This window comes from Actinoplanes sp. CA-030573 (assembly GCF_050951115.1).
Lineage (GTDB): Bacteria > Actinomycetota > Actinomycetes > Mycobacteriales > Micromonosporaceae > Actinoplanes.
Genome location: NZ_CP192038.1, coordinates 4,786,828 through 4,808,084, shown reverse-complemented (window position 1 = coordinate 4,808,084; position 21,257 = coordinate 4,786,828). Strand labels below are relative to the sequence as shown.

At 73.8% G+C, this 21,257-nt stretch carries 20 protein-coding genes; 8 read left to right on the top strand and 12 right to left on the bottom strand.

Annotated elements, in window-relative coordinates:
* Nucleotides 1-6: 6 nt before the first annotated feature.
* Both ACQP2F_RS22300 and ACQP2F_RS22295 read right to left on the bottom strand, forming a co-directional pair.
* A complete protein-coding gene (locus tag ACQP2F_RS22300; protein WP_433306992.1) occupies nt 7-591 on the bottom strand; it encodes an NIPSNAP family protein in 585 nt (194 codons plus the stop codon).
* A complete protein-coding gene (locus ACQP2F_RS22295; protein ID WP_433306990.1) occupies nt 588-1,013 on the bottom strand; it encodes an Rrf2 family transcriptional regulator in 426 nt (141 codons plus the stop codon). The genes ACQP2F_RS22300 and ACQP2F_RS22295 overlap by 4 nt, the downstream gene beginning before the upstream one ends.
* Before the next feature lie 76 nt (nt 1,014-1,089).
* Between ACQP2F_RS22295 and ACQP2F_RS22290 the strand changes: the two genes are divergently transcribed.
* Nucleotides 1,090-1,500 (top strand): VOC family protein, encoded by a 411-nt coding sequence (locus ACQP2F_RS22290; protein WP_433306989.1) that lies wholly within the window; start codon nt 1,090-1,092, stop codon nt 1,498-1,500.
* A 92-nt stretch (nt 1,501-1,592) separates the two neighbouring features.
* On the opposite strand, the gene ACQP2F_RS22285 is transcribed toward ACQP2F_RS22290, so the two are convergent.
* A complete protein-coding gene (locus ACQP2F_RS22285; RefSeq protein WP_433306988.1) occupies nt 1,593-4,070 on the bottom strand; it encodes an HAD-IC family P-type ATPase in 2,478 nt (825 codons plus the stop codon).
* A gap of 117 nt (nt 4,071-4,187) precedes the next feature.
* On the opposite strand from ACQP2F_RS22285, the gene ACQP2F_RS22280 reads away from it, so the two are divergent.
* The 3 genes from ACQP2F_RS22280 to ACQP2F_RS22270 are packed head-to-tail and all read left to right on the top strand — an operon-like array spanning nt 4,188 to nt 7,724.
* The gene (locus ACQP2F_RS22280) at nt 4,188-4,694 is read left to right on the top strand and encodes a PH domain-containing protein (protein WP_433306987.1); all 507 of its coding nucleotides are present in this window, start codon (nt 4,188-4,190) and stop codon (nt 4,692-4,694) included.
* A complete protein-coding gene (locus ACQP2F_RS22275; protein WP_433306986.1) occupies nt 4,691-6,265 on the top strand; it encodes a PH domain-containing protein in 1,575 nt (524 codons plus the stop codon). Before ACQP2F_RS22280 ends, ACQP2F_RS22275 begins: the two co-directional genes overlap by 4 nt.
* Nucleotides 6,266-6,314: 49 nt before the next feature.
* Nucleotides 6,315-7,724, top strand: a complete 1,410-nt coding sequence (locus tag ACQP2F_RS22270; RefSeq protein WP_433306984.1) for a vanadium-dependent haloperoxidase — start codon at nt 6,315-6,317, stop codon at nt 7,722-7,724.
* Between the two features lie 154 nt (nt 7,725-7,878).
* Here ACQP2F_RS22270 and ACQP2F_RS22265 read toward each other — a convergent pair whose 3' ends face one another.
* Together ACQP2F_RS22265 and ACQP2F_RS22260 are read right to left on the bottom strand one after the other, a co-directional pair.
* Nucleotides 7,879-8,835: an NAD(P)/FAD-dependent oxidoreductase gene (locus ACQP2F_RS22265; protein ID WP_433306982.1), complete on the bottom strand. Its 957-nt coding sequence runs from the start codon at nt 8,833-8,835 to the stop codon at nt 7,879-7,881.
* Nucleotides 8,836-8,952: 117 nt separating this feature from the next.
* Entirely contained in the window at nt 8,953-9,435 is a 483-nt protein-coding gene (locus ACQP2F_RS22260) for a nuclear transport factor 2 family protein (RefSeq protein WP_433306981.1), read from the bottom strand.
* Between the two features lie 56 nt (nt 9,436-9,491).
* Between ACQP2F_RS22260 and ACQP2F_RS22255 the strand changes: the two genes are divergently transcribed.
* Complete coding sequence (locus tag ACQP2F_RS22255) at nt 9,492-9,998, top strand: N-acetyltransferase family protein (RefSeq protein ID WP_433306979.1); 507 nt, start codon at nt 9,492-9,494, stop codon at nt 9,996-9,998.
* On the opposite strand, the gene ACQP2F_RS22250 is transcribed toward ACQP2F_RS22255, so the two are convergent.
* Both ACQP2F_RS22250 and ACQP2F_RS22245 read right to left on the bottom strand, forming a co-directional pair.
* Nucleotides 9,964-11,466 (bottom strand): diguanylate cyclase domain-containing protein, encoded by a 1,503-nt coding sequence (locus ACQP2F_RS22250; protein ID WP_433306977.1) that lies wholly within the window; start codon nt 11,464-11,466, stop codon nt 9,964-9,966. The two genes, ACQP2F_RS22255 and ACQP2F_RS22250, sit on opposite strands and share 35 nt — an antisense overlap.
* Nucleotides 11,467-11,506: 40 nt before the next feature.
* Entirely contained in the window at nt 11,507-12,175 is a 669-nt protein-coding gene (locus ACQP2F_RS22245; RefSeq protein WP_433306975.1) for an NADPH-dependent F420 reductase, read from the bottom strand.
* Between the two features lie 182 nt (nt 12,176-12,357).
* On the opposite strand from ACQP2F_RS22245, the gene ACQP2F_RS22240 reads away from it, so the two are divergent.
* Nucleotides 12,358-12,663 (top strand): hypothetical protein, encoded by a 306-nt coding sequence (locus tag ACQP2F_RS22240; RefSeq protein ID WP_433306974.1) that lies wholly within the window; start codon nt 12,358-12,360, stop codon nt 12,661-12,663.
* Between the two features lie 215 nt (nt 12,664-12,878).
* On the opposite strand, the gene ACQP2F_RS22235 is transcribed toward ACQP2F_RS22240, so the two are convergent.
* From ACQP2F_RS22235 to ACQP2F_RS22225, 3 genes are all read right to left on the bottom strand, one after another.
* Nucleotides 12,879-15,254 (bottom strand): caspase, EACC1-associated type, encoded by a 2,376-nt coding sequence (locus ACQP2F_RS22235; protein WP_433306972.1) that lies wholly within the window; start codon nt 15,252-15,254, stop codon nt 12,879-12,881.
* Nucleotides 15,254-15,637: an effector-associated constant component EACC1 gene (locus tag ACQP2F_RS22230; protein ID WP_433306971.1), complete on the bottom strand. Its 384-nt coding sequence runs from the start codon at nt 15,635-15,637 to the stop codon at nt 15,254-15,256. The genes ACQP2F_RS22235 and ACQP2F_RS22230 overlap by 1 nt, the downstream gene beginning before the upstream one ends.
* Nucleotides 15,638-15,715: 78 nt before the next feature.
* On the bottom strand, nt 15,716-16,573 hold the full coding sequence (locus tag ACQP2F_RS22225; protein WP_433306969.1) for an arylamine N-acetyltransferase family protein: 858 nt from the start codon (nt 16,571-16,573) through the stop codon (nt 15,716-15,718).
* Between the two features lie 69 nt (nt 16,574-16,642).
* On the opposite strand from ACQP2F_RS22225, the gene ACQP2F_RS22220 reads away from it, so the two are divergent.
* Nucleotides 16,643-17,842, top strand: coding sequence for a hypothetical protein (locus ACQP2F_RS22220; RefSeq protein WP_433306967.1), 1,200 nt, complete (start codon nt 16,643-16,645; stop codon nt 17,840-17,842).
* Nucleotides 17,843-17,907: 65 nt separating this feature from the next.
* On the opposite strand, the gene ACQP2F_RS22215 is transcribed toward ACQP2F_RS22220, so the two are convergent.
* Nucleotides 17,908-18,525: a DUF3152 domain-containing protein gene (locus tag ACQP2F_RS22215; RefSeq protein WP_433306965.1), complete on the bottom strand. Its 618-nt coding sequence runs from the start codon at nt 18,523-18,525 to the stop codon at nt 17,908-17,910.
* A 535-nt stretch (nt 18,526-19,060) separates the two neighbouring features.
* On the opposite strand from ACQP2F_RS22215, the gene ACQP2F_RS22210 reads away from it, so the two are divergent.
* Nucleotides 19,061-19,735, top strand: a complete 675-nt coding sequence (locus tag ACQP2F_RS22210) for a pentapeptide repeat-containing protein (protein ID WP_433306964.1) — start codon at nt 19,061-19,063, stop codon at nt 19,733-19,735.
* A 12-nt stretch (nt 19,736-19,747) separates the two neighbouring features.
* On the opposite strand, the gene ACQP2F_RS22205 is transcribed toward ACQP2F_RS22210, so the two are convergent.
* Nucleotides 19,748-21,157, bottom strand: a complete 1,410-nt coding sequence (locus tag ACQP2F_RS22205; protein WP_433306962.1) for an MFS transporter — start codon at nt 21,155-21,157, stop codon at nt 19,748-19,750.
* Nucleotides 21,158-21,257 lie beyond the last annotated feature (100 nt).

Genomic DNA, 21,257 nt, shown 5'->3' with positions numbered 1-21,257 from the left:
CGGCCGTCAGTACAGAGAGGAACGCCGGGTGGGGGCAAGACGGAGGCGCTCGGTCTTCGTCACCCCGTCCGGCGCCTCCCTCTCCACCGGAGACCGGGTGAGCCACACCAGCGCGTGCTCACCCTCACGCACCGGCAGCGCGGGGAAATCGTTGGCGGCGTGATGGGTCGCGAGCAGGGCCACGGTGCCGGCGGGGCGGACGGACGGATCGGGGAACGGGCCGTCGAAGTACCAGATGGTCGCGTGCAGGGTCGAGGCCGGATCGGCGCCCCCGCGTACGGACACCGGCACCGGCACGATCTCGCGCAGCAGGAGCACGTCGTCCGAGTCGAGCATCGTCGCGTTCGCCGCCGGGCCGTGCCTCGCCCACACCGGGCCGCCGTAGAAGGCCTCCAGGCCGGCGCGCCGGGACCGCATGCCGGCGAACCCGCGCAGCCACACGAACCGGTCGGGGCGGTCGAGATCGCGGAACTGGCCCAGCACCGCCATGCCCAGCTCCTCCTGGGTCTCCACGAACTCGCGGTCGAACAACGCGATCAGCTCGTCGCGGCGGCCCGGGCGCAGGGCGTAGGAGCGCAGTTCGACGATCATGCGAGGATCCTTTCCAGTACGTCGGCGATGCTCCGGCCGGCCAGGGCCGACCGGAACGCGTCGGTGGCTTCCTCGTAGAGGCCGGCCAGCACCGGGCGGATCCCGTTCCCGACCGGGCACTCGAGGTTGGGCTCGGTGTGATGCAGGGCCAGCAGCGGCTCGGGCGAGACGGCCGACCAGACGTCGAGCATCGTGATGGCGGCCGCCGGGCGGGCGAGCGAGAAGCCCGCGCCGGCGCCGCGGCGGGCCGTCACCAGGCCGGCCCGGTGCAGGTCGCCGAGGCTGCGCCGGACGATGACCGGATTGGTGTTGACGCTGGCCGCCACCTCGTCGGAGGTCAGCACCGCCCGCCCCTGCCGGCGGGCCAGCTCGAGCCACGCCAGCGCGTGGGCCGCGATCGTCACCCTGCTGTTGGCCGCCACGGCGACAGTCTTCCCGGCCCGGCGCCTGAAAGCAACAGTTTCTGTTACAACGCCGCCGCTCTCCTACGATGGGCCGATGGCAGCGATCGCACAGATCTCCCTGGGCGTGCAGGATCCCGAGCGCGCCGGCCGGTTCTGGAGCCGGGCGCTCGGGTACGTCCGCCGGCCGCCCCGGTGGGACGGCGACGACTGGATCGTGATCGGCCCGCCGCCCGGGGCGACCGGCAGCGCCATCGCCATGGACGTCAGCGAGAGTCCGGCCGAGGACTTTCCCCGCGTCCACCTGGACATCGACGCCGGCGACACCGACCTCGACGCCGAGGTGGAGCGGCTGCTCGGCCTGGGCGCGCGGCGGGTCGACTGGCCGCACTACCCGGAGCCGGGCGGGCAGCGGCCCGAGGAGCCGCCCTACGTCGTGCTCGCCGACCCCGAGGGAAACCGCTTCTGCGTGAGCGGGCTGCGCCGGAGCGGCCCGCCGCGCCGGTGAGCCGGGCGGGCCCCCGGAGCGGCCCGCCGCGCCGATGAGCCGGGCGGTCCCCGGAGCGGGACCGGCGGCGCTCGCCGGGGCGCGCCGACGTGTCAGGAGCGCAGCCGGTCCAGGCCGAGCACCCGGTTCAGCAGGCGCAGCCGGTAGGCCAGGCTCAGCACCGCGAACCAGACGATCAGCATCAGCAGCACGACCGCGAACACCGGCCGCGACGGGCCGGCCAGACCGAAGTAGGTGTACAGCGCCGGCACGAAGAGGACCGCGCCGAACGCCACCGCGAGACCGCACACCAGGTAGGTCGGCCGCCGGTCGGGGGTCGGCGCCGTCCAGGCCGCGAAGAACTTGTTCGGCGGCGCCAGGAAGAGGATCAGCACGAACGAGGCCAGGCAGAAGAACGTCGACAGCCCGGTCTGGGACGCGATCGTGGCGGCGGCCGCGGTGAAGTCGGTGTCACTCCCGTACGTCAGGCCGGTGTACTTCTCGAACTCCCCGATGACCTCCGCGGGCGTACGGCCGGAGCTGAACCCGATCATGACCGCCTCGTAGAGGCCGGCGTAGATGGCCGTGCCGAACCCTGCCGTGATCACCGCCGCCGGGATGACGAAGCCGGCCAGCCCGGCGAACAGGTTCGTGTCCGGCGGCCGCGGCTCGGCCCACATGGTGAGGAAGAACGTGGGCACGCCGACGGTGAACAGGGTCAGCCCGACCTGGGTCGGCGAGTACGGGAAGCCGAGCCCGAGCATCGTGACGGTCACGATCACGAGCCCCTGCGTGCCCACCCGGGCCAGGAACACGTACAGCGACATCGCGATGCCGTTGATGATCCGCCGCCCCTCCTGCTGGGCCGGCGGCAGCGCCGCGAACGAGTCGTCGACCAGCACGATGTCGGCGACGTCCCGGGTGACCGCACTCCCGCTGCGCATCGCGACGCCGACCTGGGCGCCCTTGAGCGCGCGGGCGTCGTTCACCCCGTCGCCGATCATCGCGACGTAGTGGCCCTGCCGGCGCAGCGACCGGACGATCCGCTCCTTGTGCTCGGGCGCCACCCGCCCGAAGACCGTCGTGTGCGGCACCAGGCGGTCGAGCGCGGCGTCGTCGAGCCCGTCCAGCATCGCGCCGGCGACCGGTTCCGCGGGGTCGAGGCCGGCCCGCGCCGCGATCGCCGCCACCGTTCGCGGATCGTCGCCGGAGAGCACCTTCAGGGCGACCCCGTTGCGCCGCAGCCGCCGGACCGTATCCACGACGTCGGGCCGCAACTCGTCGGCGAGCGCCACGAACCCGACCCGCTTCAGCGCGGGCAGGGTGGTGCGTCCGGCGCCGTCGCGCAGTCGCGCGCCGTCCTCCACCGGACGAGCCAGCAGCAGTACGCGGAGACCGCGCCCGGCCAGCTCCATGACCACCTCGTCGACGAAGCCGAGCGCGTCCGGCGCGCCGAGCACCCAGGTCCCCTCCGCGGCCACCACCCCCGACCAGCGCAGCGACGACGCGAACGGCACCTCCTCGCGGACGCGCCAGGCGTGCCCGGGCATCTCCAGCGCCAGCGCCTGGGTGGTCAGGTTCGGCGTGCCCGCGCTGCGGGCCAGCGAGCCGAGCAGCAGCTCCAGGTCGTGCCGGGTGACGCCGCCGACCGGGTGCAGCGACTCGACGGTGAGCCGGCCGGTGGTGAGGGTGCCGGTCTTGTCGGTGCAGACCACGTCCACATTGCTCACCGACTCGACGGCGTTGACCTGCTGCACGAGGGCGCCGCGGCGGGCGATCGCGGCGGCCCCGGCGGTGTAGGCGACGGCGATCAGGAAGAACAGGCCATACGGTACGAGACCGGAGAGCACCGCGGTCATCTGCACCACCCGCAGCAGCGAGAACCCCTCGATCGCCGCCTGACCCAGGATCGCGCCGCTCATCAGGGTGGTCAGCGCCATCACGAGCCGGACCAGGAACTCCACCCGCCGCTGCAGGGGCGTCTTGTCGGTGCTCGCCCGCCGGGCCTCGGCCGTGAGCCGGCCCGCGTAGCTGGCCGCCCCGACGTCGCGGGCCACCATCAGGCCGTCCCCCGCCACGCACAGGCTGCCCGACCGCAGGTCGTCCCCGGGAGCCTTGGCCACCGGATCGGACTCCCCGGTCAGCAACGACTCGTCGGCCTCGACCCGGCCGCCGTCCAGCAGCGGCCCGTCGACGACGATCTGGTCGCCCGGCCGGACCCGGAGCACGTCACCGCGTACGACCGCATCGGGGTTGATCGGGGTTTCCCGCCCGTCGCGCAGCGCCGTCACCGGCGCCCGCTCCAGCAGTTGCAGCCGGTCGAGCTTGCGCTTGGCCCGGATCTCCTGGGCCGCGCTGATCACCGCGTTGATCAGGCCGAGCCCGACGCTGATCAGCGCGTCGCTGAAACGACCCATGGCCAGCAGGACGGCGCCGATGACGAACAGGATGATGTTGAAGAACGAGAGCACGTTGGTACGCAGGATGTCGGCGTAGCCTCGGGACCCGCCCTTGACCGGCGCGTTGGACTCCCCGCGCCGGCGGCGCCGCTCGGCCTCGGCGGTGGTCAACCCCTCGACGGCGGTCTGCACTGTCAGCACCCTACCGCCCGGTGAGTCCGGTTTCGGGGCTTTCCCGGCGGACGTGCGCCGCCGATCCATGACATTTGTCGGGGCGCGCGCTGGAGTGCGGATGCCACTGTGAGAGGTGTGACGACGACACCTGATGTGGTGCGGCTGCGCCCGCCGATGAACCGGGTCAGCCCGCGCGCGCTGTGGTACTGGGCGGCCCGGGCCGCGGTGCTCTGGATCGTGCTGCTCGTGCCCCAGGTGATCTGGTGGTTCGCCGACGGCGACGGCGGGCGGCTCCCGCACCTGCTGGTCGCGGCGGCGTGGCTGGTGCTGGCGGCCGTGCACCTGGTGGTGATGCCGCAGTGGCGCTACCGGGTGCACCGCTGGGAGGCCACCGACACCGCGGTGTACACCCAGACCGGCTGGCTCAGCCAGGAGCGGCGGATCGCACCGATCTCCCGGGTGCAGACCGTGGACAGCGAGCGGGGGCCGATCGAGCAGCTGTTCAAGCTGGCCAACGTCACCGTGACGACGGCCTCGGCGGCCGGCCCCATCAAGATCGACGGCTTGGCCGCGCGGGACGCCGACCGCCTGGTCGCCGATCTGACCGCCCGGGTCGGCGAGACCACCGGGGACGCGACATGACCACCGCGATGGAGAACGCCGAGGAGGTGGTACGCGACGCCGGCGAGCCGTGGCGCCGGCTGAGCCCCCGGATGCTGGCCGTGCACCCGGTGATGGAGCTGCGACGGCTGATCTTCCCGCTGGTCGCGGTGCTGATCGGCGTGCGCAGCGGCGACGGCGGCGAGGGCGGCTGGTGGGCGCTGGCGATCGGCGGCCTCGGCATCGGGCTCGGCTTCCTGCGCTACTTCACCACCTCGTTCCGGATCACCCCGACCCACGTGCAGGTCCGCCGCGGCCTGCTGCGCCGCCGGGTGCTGACCGTCCCGCGCGACCGGATCCGCACCGTGGACGTCACCTCGAACGTGCTGCACCGGATCTTCGGCCTGGCCCGGGTCACCGTCGGCACCGGGCAGACCGATCGCCGGAACGACGGCGTGAAGCTGGACGGCCTGAGCGCGGCCGCCGCCGAGAACCTGCACCGCGAGCTGCTGCATCGGCCGGTCGCGGCGTCTCGCCTGTCTCCGTCTCCGTCTCCGTTTGCGTCTCCGTCTCGTTCTCTGTCTCCGTCTCCGTCTCCGTCTCCGGTCGCCGAGACGGCCTTGGCGGTCCTCGATCCGGCCTGGATCCGCTACGGGCCGTTCACGCTCTCCGGCCTGGTCGCGATCGGCGTGCTGTTCGGCATCGGCTCGCGGCTGGTCAACGAGAGCCACGTCGACGTCACCAAGGTCGGCTACGTCCACGACTCGCTCGACTACCTGGGCCGGCGGCCGCTGCCGGTGGCGATCCTGCTGGTGGCCGCGGCCGTCGTCGTGTTCACCGTGATCGCCTCGACCATCGGCTACGTGCTGACGTTCTGGAACTTCCGGCTGAGCCGCCACGCCGGCGGCACCCTGCACGTACGGCGCGGCCTGCTCACCACCCGCAACACCACGATCGAGGAGCGCCGGCTGCGCGGTGTGGAGCTGAGCGAGCCGCTGCTGCTCCGCTCCGTGCGCGGCGCCCGGGTCCTGGCCATCGCCACCGGCCTGCGCGTGGGCCGGGGCGCCGACCGCGGCGGCTCGATCCTGCTGCCGCCCGCACCGCGGGCCGTGGCGGCCGCGGTGGGCGGCACCGTCATCGGCGACCCGGACCCGCTCACCACGGCCCTGATCCCGCACGGCGCCCGGGCCCGCCGGCGCCGCTTCACCCGGGCCGGCACGGTCAGCACCCTCCTTGCCCTCGTCGTGCTGGCCTTCGTGCTTCTCGCCGGCACGCCGTGGTGGGCCTTCTGGACGACGCTCGCGCTGCTGCCGATCGGCGCCCTGCTGGCCGCCGACCGGGCGGCGGCGCTCGGCCACGCCCTGACCGGCGACTGGCTGGTCAGCCGGCACGGGAGCCTGGTGCGCCGGCGGTACGTGCTGCGGACCGACGCGGTGATCGGCTGGAACATGACCACGTCGGTGTTCCAGCGCCGGGCCGGCCTGACCACGCTGGTCGCCACCACGGCCGGCGGACGGCAGAGCTACGCGGTTCCCGACGTCCCCGACGCCGAGGCGATCCGGGTGGCCCGCGCCGCCGTGCCCGGTCTGCTCGAGCAGTTCCTTTCCTATTGAGCCCATGGGAGATGTGCACTACGGTCAGCTCGTGCACTCATCCATGCGAATGTCTCGCCGTGCCGTGCTGGCGACCGCCGCCGGCGCCGGCGCCGCCACCCTGCTGAACCCGCCGACCGCGAGCGCCGCCGCCCCGCGGGTGGACACCCTGCTCGAGTGGTTCGACCTCACCGCCGCCACGATCGGCGTCATCACCGGCCCGCAGCAGGTGACCAACAGCCGCACGTGGGCCGTCGCCTGGAGCGCCGCCTGGCGCGCGGTCGCCGCCATCCGGCCCGGCGTGTCCTCCTCCGCCCTCGGTTCCGCCTCCGCCTCCGCCTCTGCCTTGGCCTCCGCGTCCGCCTCCGCCTTGGCCTCCGCCTCCGCCTCCGCCTTGGCCTCCGCCTCCGCGGCCGCCTCCGCCTCCGCGGCCGCCTCCGCCTCCGCGGCCGCCTCCCCTTCCGCCGGTGCCTTCCCCCTCGCCGACGCTGAGCTCGCGGTGGCCGCCGCCGTGCACGAGACCCTGATCACCACCAACCCGGCCGCCGCGTCCACGCTGGACGCCGCCTTCGCCGCGACGGCGGCCCGGCTGCACGCCCGGCGCCCGGACCGGGCCGTCGCCGCCGGTGTCGAGGCCGCCCGCGCGGTGCTCGCCGAGCGGGCCGGCGACGGGCTCGACCCGGCCTCGGTCAACCGGCCGTACACCCCGCCGGCGGCCGCGCCCGGCGTATGGCAGCCGACCCCGCCCGCCTTCGCCACGCCGGTCCAGTCCGGGCAGGGCGACGGGCGGCCGTTCCTGGTGCGCTCGGTGACGCCGCTGCTGCCGGGCCCGCCGCCAGCCATCGACAGCGAGATCTTCCTGCGCGACCTGGCCGAGTCGCGGGCGGTCGGGGCGGCCGACAGCGCCGTACGCACGCCGCAGCAGACGGCGGTGGCCCGCTTCTGGGCGCAGACGTCGCTCAACGGCTTCACCGGCGCGCTGCGCACGACCCTCGCCCCGAACGGCTCGCATGCCGCCGACCGCCGCCCGCTCGTCCAGCGGATCGCGCTGATCGCCCTGTTCCACGCGGCGACGATCGACGCCCAGATCACCACCTACCAGGCGAAGTACCGCGACCTGTTCTGGCGGCCGGTCACCGCGATCCGCACCGGCGCCGTGGCCCCCGACCCGTCGTGGACGCCGCTGCTCGCCACGCCCGCACACCCCGAGTACCCGTCCGGCCACACCACCTACGCGGGCGCCGCCCAGGCCGTGCTGGAGCGGCTGGCCGGCCCGCCGCGCGCCGCCTTCACGCTGACCAGCCCCGCGGCGGCCGACGTGACGCTGACGTACCGGCAGTGGTCCGAGCTGACCCGCGACAACATCGACGCCCGCGTCTGGGAGGGCGTGCACTTCCGCAACACCGACCAGGTGGGTGCGGCCGTCGGACGGCGGGCGGCGCTGGCCGCGCTGTCCCGCTGGGACGGGCGGCCGCTGTAGGCCCCTGTGGACAGTCCTCGAGGAATTGTCGTAGGTGGACCGTACCGTGCGGCCCACCCAAGACGGGTGGGGACGGGTGGGGACGGGTGGGGACGGCCGGGGACGGCCGGGGACGGGTGGGGACGGCCGAGGACGAGACGGCCCGGAGAGCAGCTCAGGCGCTCCTCCACGCCTCGACCGCGCGGCGCGTCTCCTCGGCGACCAGATCGGCGTTGATCTGGGCGCCGGCCAGGGCGCCCGCCGCGGCGGCGCTGCCCACCTGCGCGGACAAGTCGGTGACGTTGCCGGCGACCCAGACGCCGGGGACGGCGGTGCGCCCGGCCGGGTCGGCGGGGATGTGCTCGCCCATGCCCGAGGCGTGCGGCACCGGCTCGAGACCCAGATCGGTCAGGAAGCCGGCCCGGGCGACCATCCGGCTGGCCACCGCCACGACCGCCCGCGGGATCACGGTGCCGGACGCCAGGCGTACGCCCTCGATCTTGTCGTCCTTGATCTCCAGGCCGTCGACCGCGCCGGTCACCAGCGTGATGCCACGGGCGGCCAGTTGCTCGGCCTGCTCCTCCGGGAGGTCGGGCTGGGTGTCCTGGAAGAACATCAGGTCGTCGGTGAGCTGCCGGAACAGCAGCGCGTGGTGAAGCGACGCGGCACCGGTGGCGAGCACGCCGATCGGCTGGTCGCGCACCTCCCAGCCGTGGCAGTACGGGCAGTGCACCACGTCGCGGCCCCAGCGCTCGCGCAGACCGGGCACGTCCGGCAGCTCGTCGACGAGCCCCGTGGTGATCAGCAGCCGGCCGGCGGCGACGTGGCGGCCGTCGGCGAGCGCGATGTCGAAAGCCGTCGCGTTCCGGGTCGCGCCGACCACCTCGCCGGTGATCACCTGGCCGCCGTAGTGGCGTACCTCCCGCCGGCCCCGCTCGACCAGCTCCCGCGGCGGCATGCCGTCCCGGGCGAGCAGGCCGTGCACCCCGTCGGCGGGCGCGTTGCGCGGCTGTCCCGCGTCGATCACCAGCACGCTCCGGCGCGAGCGGGCGAGCATGAGGGCGCCGTTGAGGCCGGCCGCTCCCCCGCCGACGACGACCACCTCGTAGGCGTGTTCCAGCAGTTCGGACATCGTCTCCACCTCCGCGGACGACCATGCCGCGGCGGCGCGCGAGGCGGCAAGCTCCGTTGCCATTGCGGCAAACGCCGGTGCCGACGCAAACCCCACCCGTTGTGGGTGGGGCGGACTCTACGACCCCGGTACGACATTTCCCCGACCGCCGTCCACAACCGGGCCCGACTCGGTGGATCCGGCCAGCGGGCTCTCGTCGCGGTAGCGCACCTCGTAGACCCGCTCGGCGAAGCGCCACCCGGCAGGCGTCCGGCGGTACCGGTCGTGGTAGACGGCCCAGTTCTGCTCGCCTCGGCCGTCGCGAAGGCGGCCTAGCTCATGCAGGTACGCGCGCCCGGTGGCCACGTCGCCGTCCAGCACGATGACGCCGGCGTGCGTGGTCTGCAGCAGGAACTCCACGACCGCGGGGACGCGCTCGCCCCACGCCCGGATCTGGGCCGGCCCGTCGAGCTCGACCGGGACGTTCGGCATGCGCAGCACGCCCTCGTCGGTGAACAGCGCGGCGATCCGGTCGTAGTCACGCATCATCACGGCGTCGGAGTACTCGCCGCGCAGGGCCTCGATCTCGACCCGGTCGGCCAGGGCTTGCAACTCGGTCATCATCACTCCCACCCGACGAGACGGGCCGGGCGTTTGTGCGCACTACCATCGTTGCGATGACGATGAGGCCGGCCGGCGCGGCCGATCTGCCGTTCCTGGAGCGGATCCTGCTCGAGGCGTTCAACTGGTCGCAGCCGCGGTTCACGCTCGACTGGGTGCGGAGCGATCCGGCGGCCCGGCGCTACGTCGACGGGTTCCCCGGCCCGGGCGACCTCGGGGTGATCGCGCTGGACGAGGAGGGCGAGCCGGTGGGCGCGGTGTGGGGACGGGCGCTGCCGGCCGAGCGGGCGGGCTACGGGTTCGTCGCCCCCGACATCCCGGAGCTGACCATCGGCGTGCTCCCGCGGGCGCGCGGCCGGGGCGTGGCGTCGGCTCTGCTGGCGGAGATCATCCGGCGGGCCGGGGAGAGCGGCGTCCGCGGGCTGAGCCTCAGCGTCGAGGACGGGAACGCGGCGCGGCGCCTCTACGAGCGGGCCGGGTTCGAGGTGGCCGGGCGCCACGGCGGCTCCGACACCATGCTGCGCAAGATCACGCCGCCACCGGCTCGGCGGCCGGTTCCATAGACTCCTGCCACGCCGCCCAGCGGGTCTGCGGCGCGTGCTTCTTGGCCCGGTACATCGCCAGGTCGGCGCGGTGCACGATCTCGTCGTGGGTGAGCTCGCCCGGCCCCGACACGGCCACGCCGATGCTCGCCGCCATCTCGACCAGCCGGCCGGCGACGACCACCGGCGCCAGCTCGGCGGCGATGCGGCCGGCCACCTCGTACGCCCGCCCGGGGTCGTCGAGGTCGGGCAGGACCACCGCGAACTCGTCCCCACCCAGCCGGCACGGCAGTCCGGGCCCGGGCACGCAGCGTCGCAGCAACGCGGCGAACTCGATCAGCACCAGGTCCCCGGCCTTGTGGCCGAGCGTGTCGTTGATCTCCTTGAAGCCGTTCATGTCGATCACCAGGACGGCGCTGTGCCGGCCGGTGCGGGCGGCGCGGGCCAGCGAGCGGGCGTCGGTGGCGCGGAAACGGCTGCGGTTGGCGAGGCCGGTGAGGTGGTCGGTGACCGCCTGCTCGTCGCTCTCCCGCTGCACCAGCGTCTGCCGCCACAGCACGAGCGCGCTCAGCAGCGCGCTCCCGGCGGCCAGGCCGCCCCACGGGAAGAACGTGCCCTCGGACACCGCGGCGCCCAGCATCAGGATGTGGGCGACGGCCACCGCGGCGTACGGCAGGAAACGCGCCGCCCGCAGATGGCGCCGCACGTCGCGCGAGGGTCGTGAGGCGCGGCGGCCCGGCCCGAGGGCGTCGGCCGCGAAGAGCGCACCGGCCGCCAGCAGCGCGTCGGCGGTGATCCAGCAGATGAACTGCCACGGCGAGTGCAGCTGGACCGGGCCGTGCCCGTCGAGGTGACCGTGCAGCGCGTCGCCCGCGAAGAGCACCATCGCGCCCGCCGCCAGCCAGCGCAGCGGGCGCCGGGCCGCGTCGCCGGCGCCGCGCAGCAGCACCCGGGCCACACTGAACAGCAGCGCCAGGTCGCCCATCGGATAGAGGGCGGCCGAGACCACCACGGTCGCGGAGAAGCCATGGCGTTCCACGTACGGGCCGAAGGACGTGTACCAGAGCACCATCGAGCCGCCCACCAGCACCGTCAGGGCGTCGATCGCCGACTTCCAGCGCTCCCGGCGCGTGGTGCGGGCCGCCGGGAACATCTGCAGGGCGACCAGCAGGGCCAGCACGAACGCCACATGGGTGACGTCGTCGGCGGCCTCGATGCCGACCCGGTGCAGCGCGAGCCGCAGCAGCGGGGCGGTCACCAGCACGGCGAAGCTGACCGCGACCGCCGTCCAGGCCCGGCGCCCGCGGGTGGCCAGGCCCGGCCCGCGCGCCGCCCGGCCCGCGGCCACCAGGCCGATCAGGCCGAACAGCACGCGGGCGAGCTCGGCGACGTTGTGCCGCAGGGAACCGGTCGCGAGCACCAGGAGCACGGCGTAGAGCAGACCGAGCAGCAGGTGCGCGACGGGCACTCGGGCGGTCCGCAGGCGCATGACCGCCAGAATCGGCGGTCCGGCGCGCGACTTGAGAGGGCTAGCGCTTCGCCTCGGCCAGGGCCGCCCGCACCTTCGCGGCGCTCGCCGGGGTGCCGGCCGGTTCCTCGAAGCTGCCGTAGGGCGGCCCGTAGGCGGGCTGTCCCGGCTCGAACCGCCAGCTGTCGGCGAGCGTGCCCACGTCGACCGCGTCGTAGCCGATCGCGTCGAGGAAGGCGGCCGCCGTCCTCTTGGCCTCGGTGTCGTCGCCGGCGATCGGCAACGCCGTACGGTCGGAAGCGCCCGCCGGCCGGGCGAGCGAGCCCAGGTGCCGGTAGAAGATGTTGTTGAAGACCTTCACGATCCTGGCCGTGCCCAGATGCCGCTGCTCCAGCTCGGCGCTGGTCAGCCTGCCCTCGTCGAGCTCGGCCACCTGCCCGTCACGCTGCGCGTAGTAGTTGTCGGTGTCCAGCACCACCTTGCCGGCCAGCGCCTCGGCCGGCAGCTTGGCGTGGGCGTGGAACGGAACGCTCACCACCACGATGTCGCCGGCCTTCGCCGCCTCCTCGGCGGTCGCCGCACGGCCGTGGTCGCCCAGCTCCGCCACCAGCTCGGCCAGCGTCTCCGGCCCGCGCGAGTTGCTCACCACCACGTCGTAGCCGGCCGCCACCGCCAGCCGCGCGACGGTGCCGCCGATGTTCCCGCTCCCGATGAATCCCACAGTCGTCATACCGCTGCCAACACGGCCTACCGGATCGCGTTTCCCGGCCCAGGGTGTGACGAAAAGCTTATTGTCCGCATCATGGGTTCGCAGGCGGGCTGACCGGCATGATCCTCACCGGGATGTCGCTCGCGGCGGCCGGCCCCGCGCGTCCCGGCCGCCGCCCGTCGCGCCCGGTGTAGGTTCGGCTCATGCGTCTTCCCACCGCGGCGATCACGGCCGGCTCTCTCATCGGCGGCTGGCAGCTGGCCCGGCGCACCGGCATCCGCCCGCTGGGCGGCCTCGTCCTGGCCGCCGGCGGCGTCGTGGCCGGCCAGGAGTGGGCGCGCACCACCAGCCCGGCCGTGACCGGGGCGCTGGTCGCGACCTATGTCGGGGCGTTCGGCCTGTCGCACCCGCTGGCCCGGCGGATCGGCTCCTGGCCGTCGGTGCTCGCCGTCTCGGCCCTGACCGCCGCCGCGTCCTACGCGGCGTCGGACCGGCGCGCACGCCGCTGACCCCGGCCCGGTCCGGCTCTTCCTCCCGTCCCGCCGGGACTTCCGGCCCTGCCGCACGGCCCCGCACGCGACCAGGCTGGAAGCGTGGGAGGGAACGAGATGAGCCGTGCATGGCGCGGGTTCCGGTCCTGCCGTTCCACCGCTTGGCGGGGATGGGCCGACGCCGGACCGGACGCCTGCGGCCGGCACGCTCGCGCCCGCGTCAAGGCCGGCAATCAGCCGCCTCCTCCGCCGCCCGGTGGAGGAGACGATGTAGGGCCGCCCTTGGACACCGACAAGGTCACGGTCGAACCGCAGGCGACTTCCGTCCCGGCCGCCGGGTCCTGCCCGACCACGGTGCCGGCCGGCTGATCGGCCTCGACCTCTTGCCGGCTCGACCGCAAGTTGGCGACGTCCAACTCCGACCGGGCGCTCTCGTCGTCCCTGCCGATGACGCTCGGAACTCGGCAGTCCGTGGGGGGATCGGGGCCTTTCGCTACCAGGATGACAATGGTCGATCCGGCGTCCACCGAGGTGCCGGGCCGTGGCCGGGAGCCGACGACCGTTCCTCGTTCGGCGGTGCTGTCCGTCTCCTCGCATCGGCCGAACAACCCGCGCGCACGCAGAGCCGTCTTGGCCGACTTGCACGTGCCGCTCAGCCCGGGCACGGTGATCTGCCGGTTGCCGCCGTGACTCGTGGTCGCAGCGGTCGACGGCGTGACGGTGGTGGTCGGCGTCGACGCCGTCCCGCACACGGTGACGCTGACCTGAGTCCCGCGGCCGGCCGCCCGACCGGGAGGCGGGTCCTGCGCGACCACCGCTCCCGGCTTGCAGGCGCTGCCCACCGGCGCGGGAACGACGGCCGGCGTCAGGCCCCTTGCCCTCAGCATCGCCTCGGCCGCCGCCCGGTCCAGACCGACCAGCTGAGGGACCTGCGTGATGACGTCGGACGGTTGATCGTCCGAGTGCGCCAGTAGCCCGAGGGTGCCGGTGATGAGCAGAACGGCCCCGGCGGCCGCGACCGGCCACCGCCAGCGCCTCCGCCGGCCCCCGCTGCCTCCACCGCTTCCGCCGCCCGGTGGGGCGGGCGGCAGGACAGCGGCCGGCGGTTCGATGGCGGTCCGCGGCATGGCAACGGTCGATTGCACCCCTGCGGCCGGCCCGGTGGTGGCCGGCCCGGTGGTGGCCGGCCCGGTGGTGGCCGGCCCGGTGGTGGCCGGCCCGGTGGTGGCCGGCGCCGCAGTGGTCGGCGCCGGCACGGCCGGGGGTGGCTCGGTGGCGGCCGGCGGCACACTGGTCGGCTTCGGCACGGCCGTGGGCGGTGGCACGGCAGTGAGTCGCGGCACCGGAGTGGTCGGAGGCTCGACGGCGGCCGGCATCGGCACCCGCCCCAGGGCGCGGGCCGGCTCGTCCCGGCGCGGCTCGTCCCGGCGCGGCCCGTCCCGGACCGGCTCGTCCCGGACCGGCTCGTCCCGAACCGGCTCGTCCCGAACCGACTCGTCCCGGACCGGCCCATCCCGGGCCGGTGATCCCGGCCGGGGCGCCGGGGGCTCGGGGCCTTTCGGTGGCGCCGCGGCCGGGCCGCCGCGGTCGACGGTGACGTGCACCCGCACCACCTGCGCCGTTCCCGACCGGCGGTCGCGCACCACGATCTTGCCGCGGTTGTGGCCGGGCCGTGGCCGGAGATCGATCATCAACTGCCCGCCGCGCACCTCGGCGTGCAGCCAGCCGGCGTCGGTGACAGCCGTGCAGTCCACCGCGGCATCGGTGAGCGGGTAGATGTCGATGACCTCCGGGGCGAGTCGTTCGTCCGCGCCGACATCCTGGAGCGTGACCACGTTCTCGGACAGCACGAACGCCGGGTCGCCGGTCCGGACCCTGGCAATGGCGGCCGAGGGCTGCGTGACCGGCCGCCGGGCCAGCATGACCGCCGCGTCGCCGTCGAACCGGCAATGTGGGATCTGCTTCGTGGTGGCGGTCAGCTTCGTCCGTACGTAGTCGAAGACCTCCCGCAGATCGAGGAAGCCGTCGCCGTCCCGGTCGTCCGCGGCACCGAGCAGGCCGGTGACGAGGTGCTCGGTGAACAGGCTGGTGCCGGTGGCCAGCGCCGCGTCGTTGGCCAGCGCCGCGCCGCGGGTGCTGGACACGACGTACCGTCCCGGACCGGCGAGCGGGGCGGACACGTCCCCGCCCTTGAACATGCCGCTGCTGCAGCAGTCCAGGATGATCACGGTGCAGCGGGCCACCGACTGCTCGATGAACTCGTTGATCCGTACGTTGCTGACCGCCGTCCGCAGCAGCTTGTCGGACCGGGTGTTGCGGCCGCACAGGTACAGCTGGTTGCGGTCGTCGAGCAGGCCGTGCCCGCTGTAGTAGAGAAGAAGCAGGTCGTCACGGTCGGCTGCGGAGAAGAAGGTGTCCAGCTCGTCGAGCAGATCGTCCGAACCGCGTTCGATCACCAGCCGGACGTGCTCCTCGGCGAACAGCCCGGTGGCCTGGTCCACCAGCGCCCGATGCAGGCGGGCGACGTCCTTCGTCGGGGCGTTGAGCGGGTTCAGGCCGGCGTCGGCGTCGAACACGCTGTTGCCGATGAGCAGCGCCCGGTACGTCATCAGGGCTCCCGGGCGAGCTCCGAGGCGGCCTCGATCAGGGGCGCCAGGGAGTCCGTGCCGGCGTTCTCGGCCGACGCGCGCACGGTCCGCCGGTTGCCCGCGGCGTCGGTGAAGGTCAATTCCACCGACCGGTGCCGGTCCCGCTTCAGCCAGGTGCCGAGCAGCTGAACGGCGACGCTGAACGCCCCGGCCGAGCCCAGCGACAGGATGAGCTGGTCGGCCGCGCCCTTCGTCCCCGGCACCGGCGTGCGGTCCAGGCGCACCGAGCCGGCCTCGGCGCGCAGGTCGTGGACGAGCGCCGCGGTCTGGGCATGCCACCGCGGATCGTCGTCGTCATATCGATCGTTGTGCGCGACGAGTGCAATCTCCAGCTTTCCGGGCATCGATGCTTCACCCGCTCCCGCCTAGGGCGCCCCTGAACTGCGATTGTCGCGCGTGAGCAGTGATCCGATCACCGCCTGTCACGCACCCGACCCAGGGACCGGCCGATCGGCCAGCCACGCCTCGTGTGCGGCCACCAGGCGCCGCCAGAGGTCGGCGCGCTCGGGGCGCGTCACGTCGTCGAGTGTCAGGCCGTAGATGTCGGCCAGGGCGGTGAAGTAGTCGGTCTCGGACTCCAGCACCCGCGTGACGCTCTCCTCCGCCCACCGGGTCAGCGTCAAGCCGCGCAACCCGTCCACCCCGTCCGCGTCCCGGCGGAAGGCGGTCGCGGTGCGGACGAATCCCGACTCCGGTGATGTCTCCAAATATCGGTGCATGTCGGTGAAGGCTGCCATCTCGGTCGCTGCGCCGTGGAAGTCGAAACCGGCGAAACCGCCCGCGGGGTCGTGGTCGAACCGCCAGCCGTCCGGCGCGATGTCCGACGCTCTCAACGCGTACCGGAAAGGACCCTGCCGGAACTCACCCACCGTGAGCGGCAGGGGTTCGTGGATGCCGTCGCCCATGCCGAGGTCGACGAGCCAATCGTGCGGGCCGAGGCCGGAGACCGTCAGCACCAGGTGGTTCCCGGTCACCTCGGCCGGCCGCCCGTGGCTCTGCACCCCGCCGAAGTGCCGCGTCACCCGGTAACCGAGCGCGATCAGCAGCGCCGAGAACGCGCCGTTGAGGTGGAAGCAGTACCCGCCGCGGCCGCGCACGATGCGGGCCACCGACTCGGCCGGCGCCACGGTTGTCGGACGCCGGAGCCAGATCTCCAGATTCTCGTACGGCACCAGCTCCGCATGCGCCCGATGCAGCGCGACCAGACCCGCCTCGCTGGGCGCCGCGCCCTTGAGATGCCCCAGCCGCAGCCGCCGCAGGTACCCGCTCACGTCGATCATCGGCCCATTATCGGAATCTCGGCACGCGGGCACGATGACCATTGCCGGACGGGTCAGTACCATCGCCCGGTGCGGATTCGAGCGGCCCTCGCCATCACCCTGTTGATCCTGGTCAGCGCCTGTCACTCCGGCTCGTCGGACACTTCGGGCACTTCGGGCGCGGGCCCGCTGCTGGTCGACCCGAGCTCCCCGGCGGTGTCCGCTTTGCCGGCTTCCGGGGCGCCGGCGTCGGCCCCGGCCTCGAGCGCGCCGCCGACATCCGCCGCGCCGTCGAAGTCGGCCGCCGCGAAACCCAAGACCCTTCCGAAACCCGGCAATCCGGGTGGGCACGCGACGATTCCGGCCGCGGCCAAGGCGGTGGACACGAGCAAGCCCGACCGTACGGTGGGGACCGGCACGGCGGCCAGCTGCACCTCGGCGGCGGTGGTCAAGGCGGTGGCCGCCGGCGGCATCATCACGTTCGACTGCGGTCCCGACCCGGTCACCATCACGATGACGGCCACGGCCAAGGTCAAGAACGCGCACTCCCCGGTCGTGCTCGACGGCGGCGGCCGGGTCACCCTCAGCGGCGGCGGCAAGCGGCGCATCCTCTACGTCAACGCCTGCGACGAGGCGCTGGGCTGGACGACCTCGCACTGCAACGACCAGGAGACGCCCAGGGTGACGGTGCAGAACCTGGTGTTCACCAACGGCAACAGCACCGGCGACACGACCGACGGCGGCGGTGGCGGGGCGATCTTCCAGCGCGGCGGTCACCTCAAGGTCGTCAACTCGCGGTTCACCGGCAACCGGTGCGACCGCACCGGCCCCGACCTCGGCGGAGCGGCGATCCGGGTGCTCGACCAGGGCGGCGACAGCCCGGTCTACGTCGTGGGCAGCACCTTCACCGGCGGCGTCTGCTCGAACGGGTCGGCGCTGAGCAGCATCGGCGTCTCCTGGACGGTGCTGAACAGCCTCTTCTCCGGCAACTCGGCGGTCGGCAACGGCGCGAACCCGGCCCGCGCGGGCACCCCCGGCGGCGGCAGCGGCGGCGCGATCTACCTGGACGGGGACCGGTTCACGCTCACCCTCGACGGCACGCTGATCGAGAAGAACCGCGCCAACGAGGGCGGCAGCGCGATCTTCTTCGTCAGCAACGACCGCACCGGCACGCTGGTGATCCGCAACTCCACCTTGCGCTCCAACAAGGGCGACAAGTTCCAGACCTTCCCCGGCGTCTTCTACCTGGGCTCCGGCGATCCGAAGATCACAAATTCAAAGATCGGCTGAGACCCTTCGCGGGTACGTGTGGGAGCCGGTGTCGCGGCTTGGAGCGGGGGCCGGTGTCGCGGCTTTCAGCGGGTGCCGGTGTCGCGGTGCGGGAGCGGATCGTCGTAGGTGCCGGAGCGGCCCGCGTACAGGCGATGGCCGTCCGGGTAGGGCCACGGGTTGGGCCGGCACCCGTGCAGTCCGAGCGTCTGCTGCTGCATGACCGGCGCCGCCCGCCCCGGACCGGGGCAGAGCTGGTGGCCGTTGCCGAGCTTGTGCCCGACCTCGTGGTTCACCATGTACTGCCGATAGGTGGCGAGACTGCCCGCGCCGTACCGCGGAACGCCTTTGACCCACCGGGCGACGTTGAGCACGACGTTGCCGCCGTTGCGGCAGGAGGTATATCCGTCGGTCCCTTCGGCGCAGAGCTTGTCGCGCGTGTCCGGCGTGGCCAGATAGACCGTGAAGTCGGCACGCTGCCCCGGCCCGACCCGCCGGAAGCGAAATTTCCCGCCCGCCGTCCAGCCGCGCGCGTCCCCGAGCGTCTCCGACACCATCTCCGCGAAGGCACCCGCGCCGACCCCGTCGATGTCCCTCTCGACGGCGACCCGGTAGCGCAGCAGCCGCCCCTCGTCCCCCACCGTCTCCCCGGCCGGCGCGACCGCCCACTCCTGGTGCCCATGCGCCGGGTAGGTGATCCGCACAGCAGGTAGGCCACCCGCCGCCGAACCCACATCCGCCGCCGAGCCCGCGCCCGCCGCTGAACCCGCATCCCCCGCCGAGCCCGCGCCCGCCTCCAAGCCACCGCTCGCATCCGCCGCCGAGCCCCCGCCGGCCTCCGAGTCCCCGCCCGCCGCTGAGCCCGCGCCCGCCGCCCTCGTGTGGCTGCCCGTCGCCGCCTCGCCCGCGCCACCGCCCGCCGCGGCACCAGCAGTATTCGGCGCCGTGTCGCAGGCGGCCACACCGAGGCACAGAACGAGGGCGGCAACGCCCCGCCGAAGCCGGTCGGCCATTCGTGACACCTCCTCACATCCCTGAGCCCATGACGTATGGCCGGGACGCGAGGTTGGGTCGCGACGACTAGATCACCTTTTGAACCGCGTGAGGATCGGCGCCATAACCCACCCCACCCGTAACTGGGTGGGGTGACGATACGGCTGGCCTACGACATTTCTTGCCCGTCGTCCACAGGCGGTTGCCGGCCCGTAGGGTGTCCGGGTGGTGAATCGACGAGGCGCCGTGAACCGCCGTCCCCGCTCCGGGCCGCCCCGCGAGCCGAGGACGCCGGCCGAGCTGCAGGCAGCCGGCGAACTCCAGCTCGAGCTCGAGCACGAGCAGACGGTCGAGACCACCGCCTACGACGACGCCGATCTGGCCGGCGCCGAGGCCGAGGCGATCGTGTTCGACCGTTGCGGCTTCCGGCGGACCGGGCTCGCCGGCGCGCACCTGCCGGGTGTGCGCTTCGTCGACTGCCGGGTGGAGGTGTCCGACCTGTCGAACCTGCGGGCCGAGAAGGCGCGGCTCGAGCGGGTGACGCTGACCGGCTGCCGGGCGACCGGCCTGGCCGCGTACGACGGGCTGTTCTCCGACGTCGCGTTCGCCGACTGCAAGGCCGACCTGACGAACTGGCGGTTCGCCCGCTTCGACGTGGTGACCTTTCGCGACTGCAACCTGGCCGGCGCCGACTTCACCGAGGCCGACCTGCGGGGCGCGAGCTTCACCGGCTGCGATCTGACCGGCGCCCAGTTCCATCGGGCCACCATGGCCGGGGCCCGGTTCCGGCGGTGCGAGCTGTCGGGCATCGGCGGCATCACCAGCTGGGAGGGCGCCGTCGTGCACCCCGAAGACCTTCTCGAGCTGTCGTACGTCTTCGCCCGCGCGCTGGGCATCGTGGTCGACGCCGGCGACCGGTAGGGATCGCGCCGCCTAGTGGGTTGCGAAGCGCGCCGAGGAGCGGCGGACCGCGAGGGCCGTGCCCAGTCCGGCCGCGGCCGCCAGGAGGAACGCGGCGCTCGCCCCGCCCCGCGGCAGCGCCAGCAGGGCGAGCAGGGCGGCCACGCCGAGGGCGTTGCCGAGCTGGGCGGCGGTGTTGAGCAGCCCGACCGCGGCGCTGTCGGCGCCGGGCGGCCCCGAACCCTCCACACCGGACCGCCCGCCGCGCCCCGCGGTGGACCGGCCACTCTCGACCTTCGTCGTACCGAGTGACGTCGCGCCGACCGAGGCCAAGCCGAGGCCGACGCCGGCGACCGCGATGGCGGTCACGATCGCCGCGACCTGGTCGTGCCGGATCGCGAGGATCAGGCCGCCGGCGGAGATCGCCAGCAGGCCCAGCACGGTAGGCCGCACCGAGCCGGTGGCCAGCGCCGGCAGGCGGGAGGCGAGCGATCCGATCACCACCGCCACGCTGAACGGCATCATCACCACGGCGGCGACCGCCGGCGACAGACCCAGGTCGTCCTGCAGGATCAGCACCACCACGATGGCGATGCCGCTGGTCGTCGCCGTGTTCACGAAGGACGCCCCGACCCCGGCCCGCAGGTGCGGATCGCGCCGGCTCGACCGGGCGACCAGCGGCTCGGCCGCGCGTCCCTGCTGGACGGCGAACAGCACGCCGAGCACCGCCCCGGCGAGCAGGCCGGCCACGCCCCACCCGGCCGCACCGTCCTGCAGCACGGCGGCCGCGCCGACCAGGGCCATCACCGAGGTCGTCAGCAGCACCGCGCCCCACACGTCGAGGCGTACGCCGTCGTCGGCCGTGTCCGCGGGCACCAGCAGCACCACGCCGGCGATCAGGAGGCCGGTGATCGGCACGTTGATCCAGAAGACCCATGACCAGCCCAGCAGCTCGGTCAGGCCGCCGCCGACCACGTACCCGAGGACGCCGGCCGCGGCACCGGCCGCGCTCCACCCGGCCAGCGCCGTGCGCCGCCGGCCGGGTTCGGGGCTCAGCCGCAGCAACGCCCACATCGCGGCCGGCACGCACAGCGCGGCGGCGACGCCCTGCCCGATCCGGGCCACGACCAGCTGACCGACCGAGTGCGCGGTGCCGCCGGTCACCGCCGCGAGGCCGAAGACGACCAACCCCGCCACCAGGATCCGGCGGTGCCCGAAACGGTCGCCGAGCCGGGCGCTGAGCAGCAAGAGCCCGGCGAACGCCATCGCGGCGGAGGCCGACAGCAGGGTGGCCGCCCCGCGCGGCGCCCCGGTGGCGGCCAGCATCGCCGGAATCGCCGGGATGACGCTGGTGACGACGAGGACGTCGACCAGCTGCACGCCCCACAGGATGACGAGGCGGCTCACCCAGCGCGGGGTGCTCGTCCCGGTGCCGACGGACATCGACTCATCTTATGAAGGCGCGGCGGGCGGCGCAGAGGATCATGAACCGGATCCGGCCGGACGGCGTTCGGGGGTGCGAGAGGAAGACCGCACTAAGGAG

Bases quoted from the DNA above. Each gene is read 5' to 3' on its own strand.
- ACQP2F_RS22225 (WP_433306969.1), bottom strand. From the start codon at position 16,573: ATGATCGACGTGAGCGGGTACCTGCGGCGGCTGCGGCTGGGGCATCTC.
- ACQP2F_RS22300 (WP_433306992.1), bottom strand. From the start codon at position 591: ATGATCGTCGAACTGCGCTCCTACGCCCTGCGCCCGGGCCGCCGCGAC.
- ACQP2F_RS22275 (WP_433306986.1), top strand. From the start codon at position 4,691: ATGACCACCGCGATGGAGAACGCCGAGGAGGTGGTACGCGACGCCGGC.
- ACQP2F_RS22255 (WP_433306979.1), top strand. From the start codon at position 9,492: ATGACGATGAGGCCGGCCGGCGCGGCCGATCTGCCGTTCCTGGAGCGG.
- ACQP2F_RS22235 (WP_433306972.1), bottom strand. From the start codon at position 15,254: ATGACGTACCGGGCGCTGCTCATCGGCAACAGCGTGTTCGACGCCGAC.
- ACQP2F_RS22240 (WP_433306974.1), top strand. From the start codon at position 12,358: ATGCGTCTTCCCACCGCGGCGATCACGGCCGGCTCTCTCATCGGCGGC.
- ACQP2F_RS22250 (WP_433306977.1), bottom strand. From the start codon at position 11,466: ATGCGCCTGCGGACCGCCCGAGTGCCCGTCGCGCACCTGCTGCTCGGT.
- ACQP2F_RS22260 (WP_433306981.1), bottom strand. From the start codon at position 9,435: ATGACCGAGTTGCAAGCCCTGGCCGACCGGGTCGAGATCGAGGCCCTG.
- ACQP2F_RS22205 (WP_433306962.1), bottom strand. From the start codon at position 21,157: ATGTCCGTCGGCACCGGGACGAGCACCCCGCGCTGGGTGAGCCGCCTC.
- ACQP2F_RS22245 (WP_433306975.1), bottom strand. From the start codon at position 12,175: ATGACGACTGTGGGATTCATCGGGAGCGGGAACATCGGCGGCACCGTC.
- ACQP2F_RS22265 (WP_433306982.1), bottom strand. From the start codon at position 8,835: ATGTCCGAACTGCTGGAACACGCCTACGAGGTGGTCGTCGTCGGCGGG.
- ACQP2F_RS22270 (WP_433306984.1), top strand. From the start codon at position 6,315: ATGTCTCGCCGTGCCGTGCTGGCGACCGCCGCCGGCGCCGGCGCCGCC.
- ACQP2F_RS22230 (WP_433306971.1), bottom strand. From the start codon at position 15,637: ATGCCCGGAAAGCTGGAGATTGCACTCGTCGCGCACAACGATCGATAT.
- ACQP2F_RS22290 (WP_433306989.1), top strand. From the start codon at position 1,090: ATGGCAGCGATCGCACAGATCTCCCTGGGCGTGCAGGATCCCGAGCGC.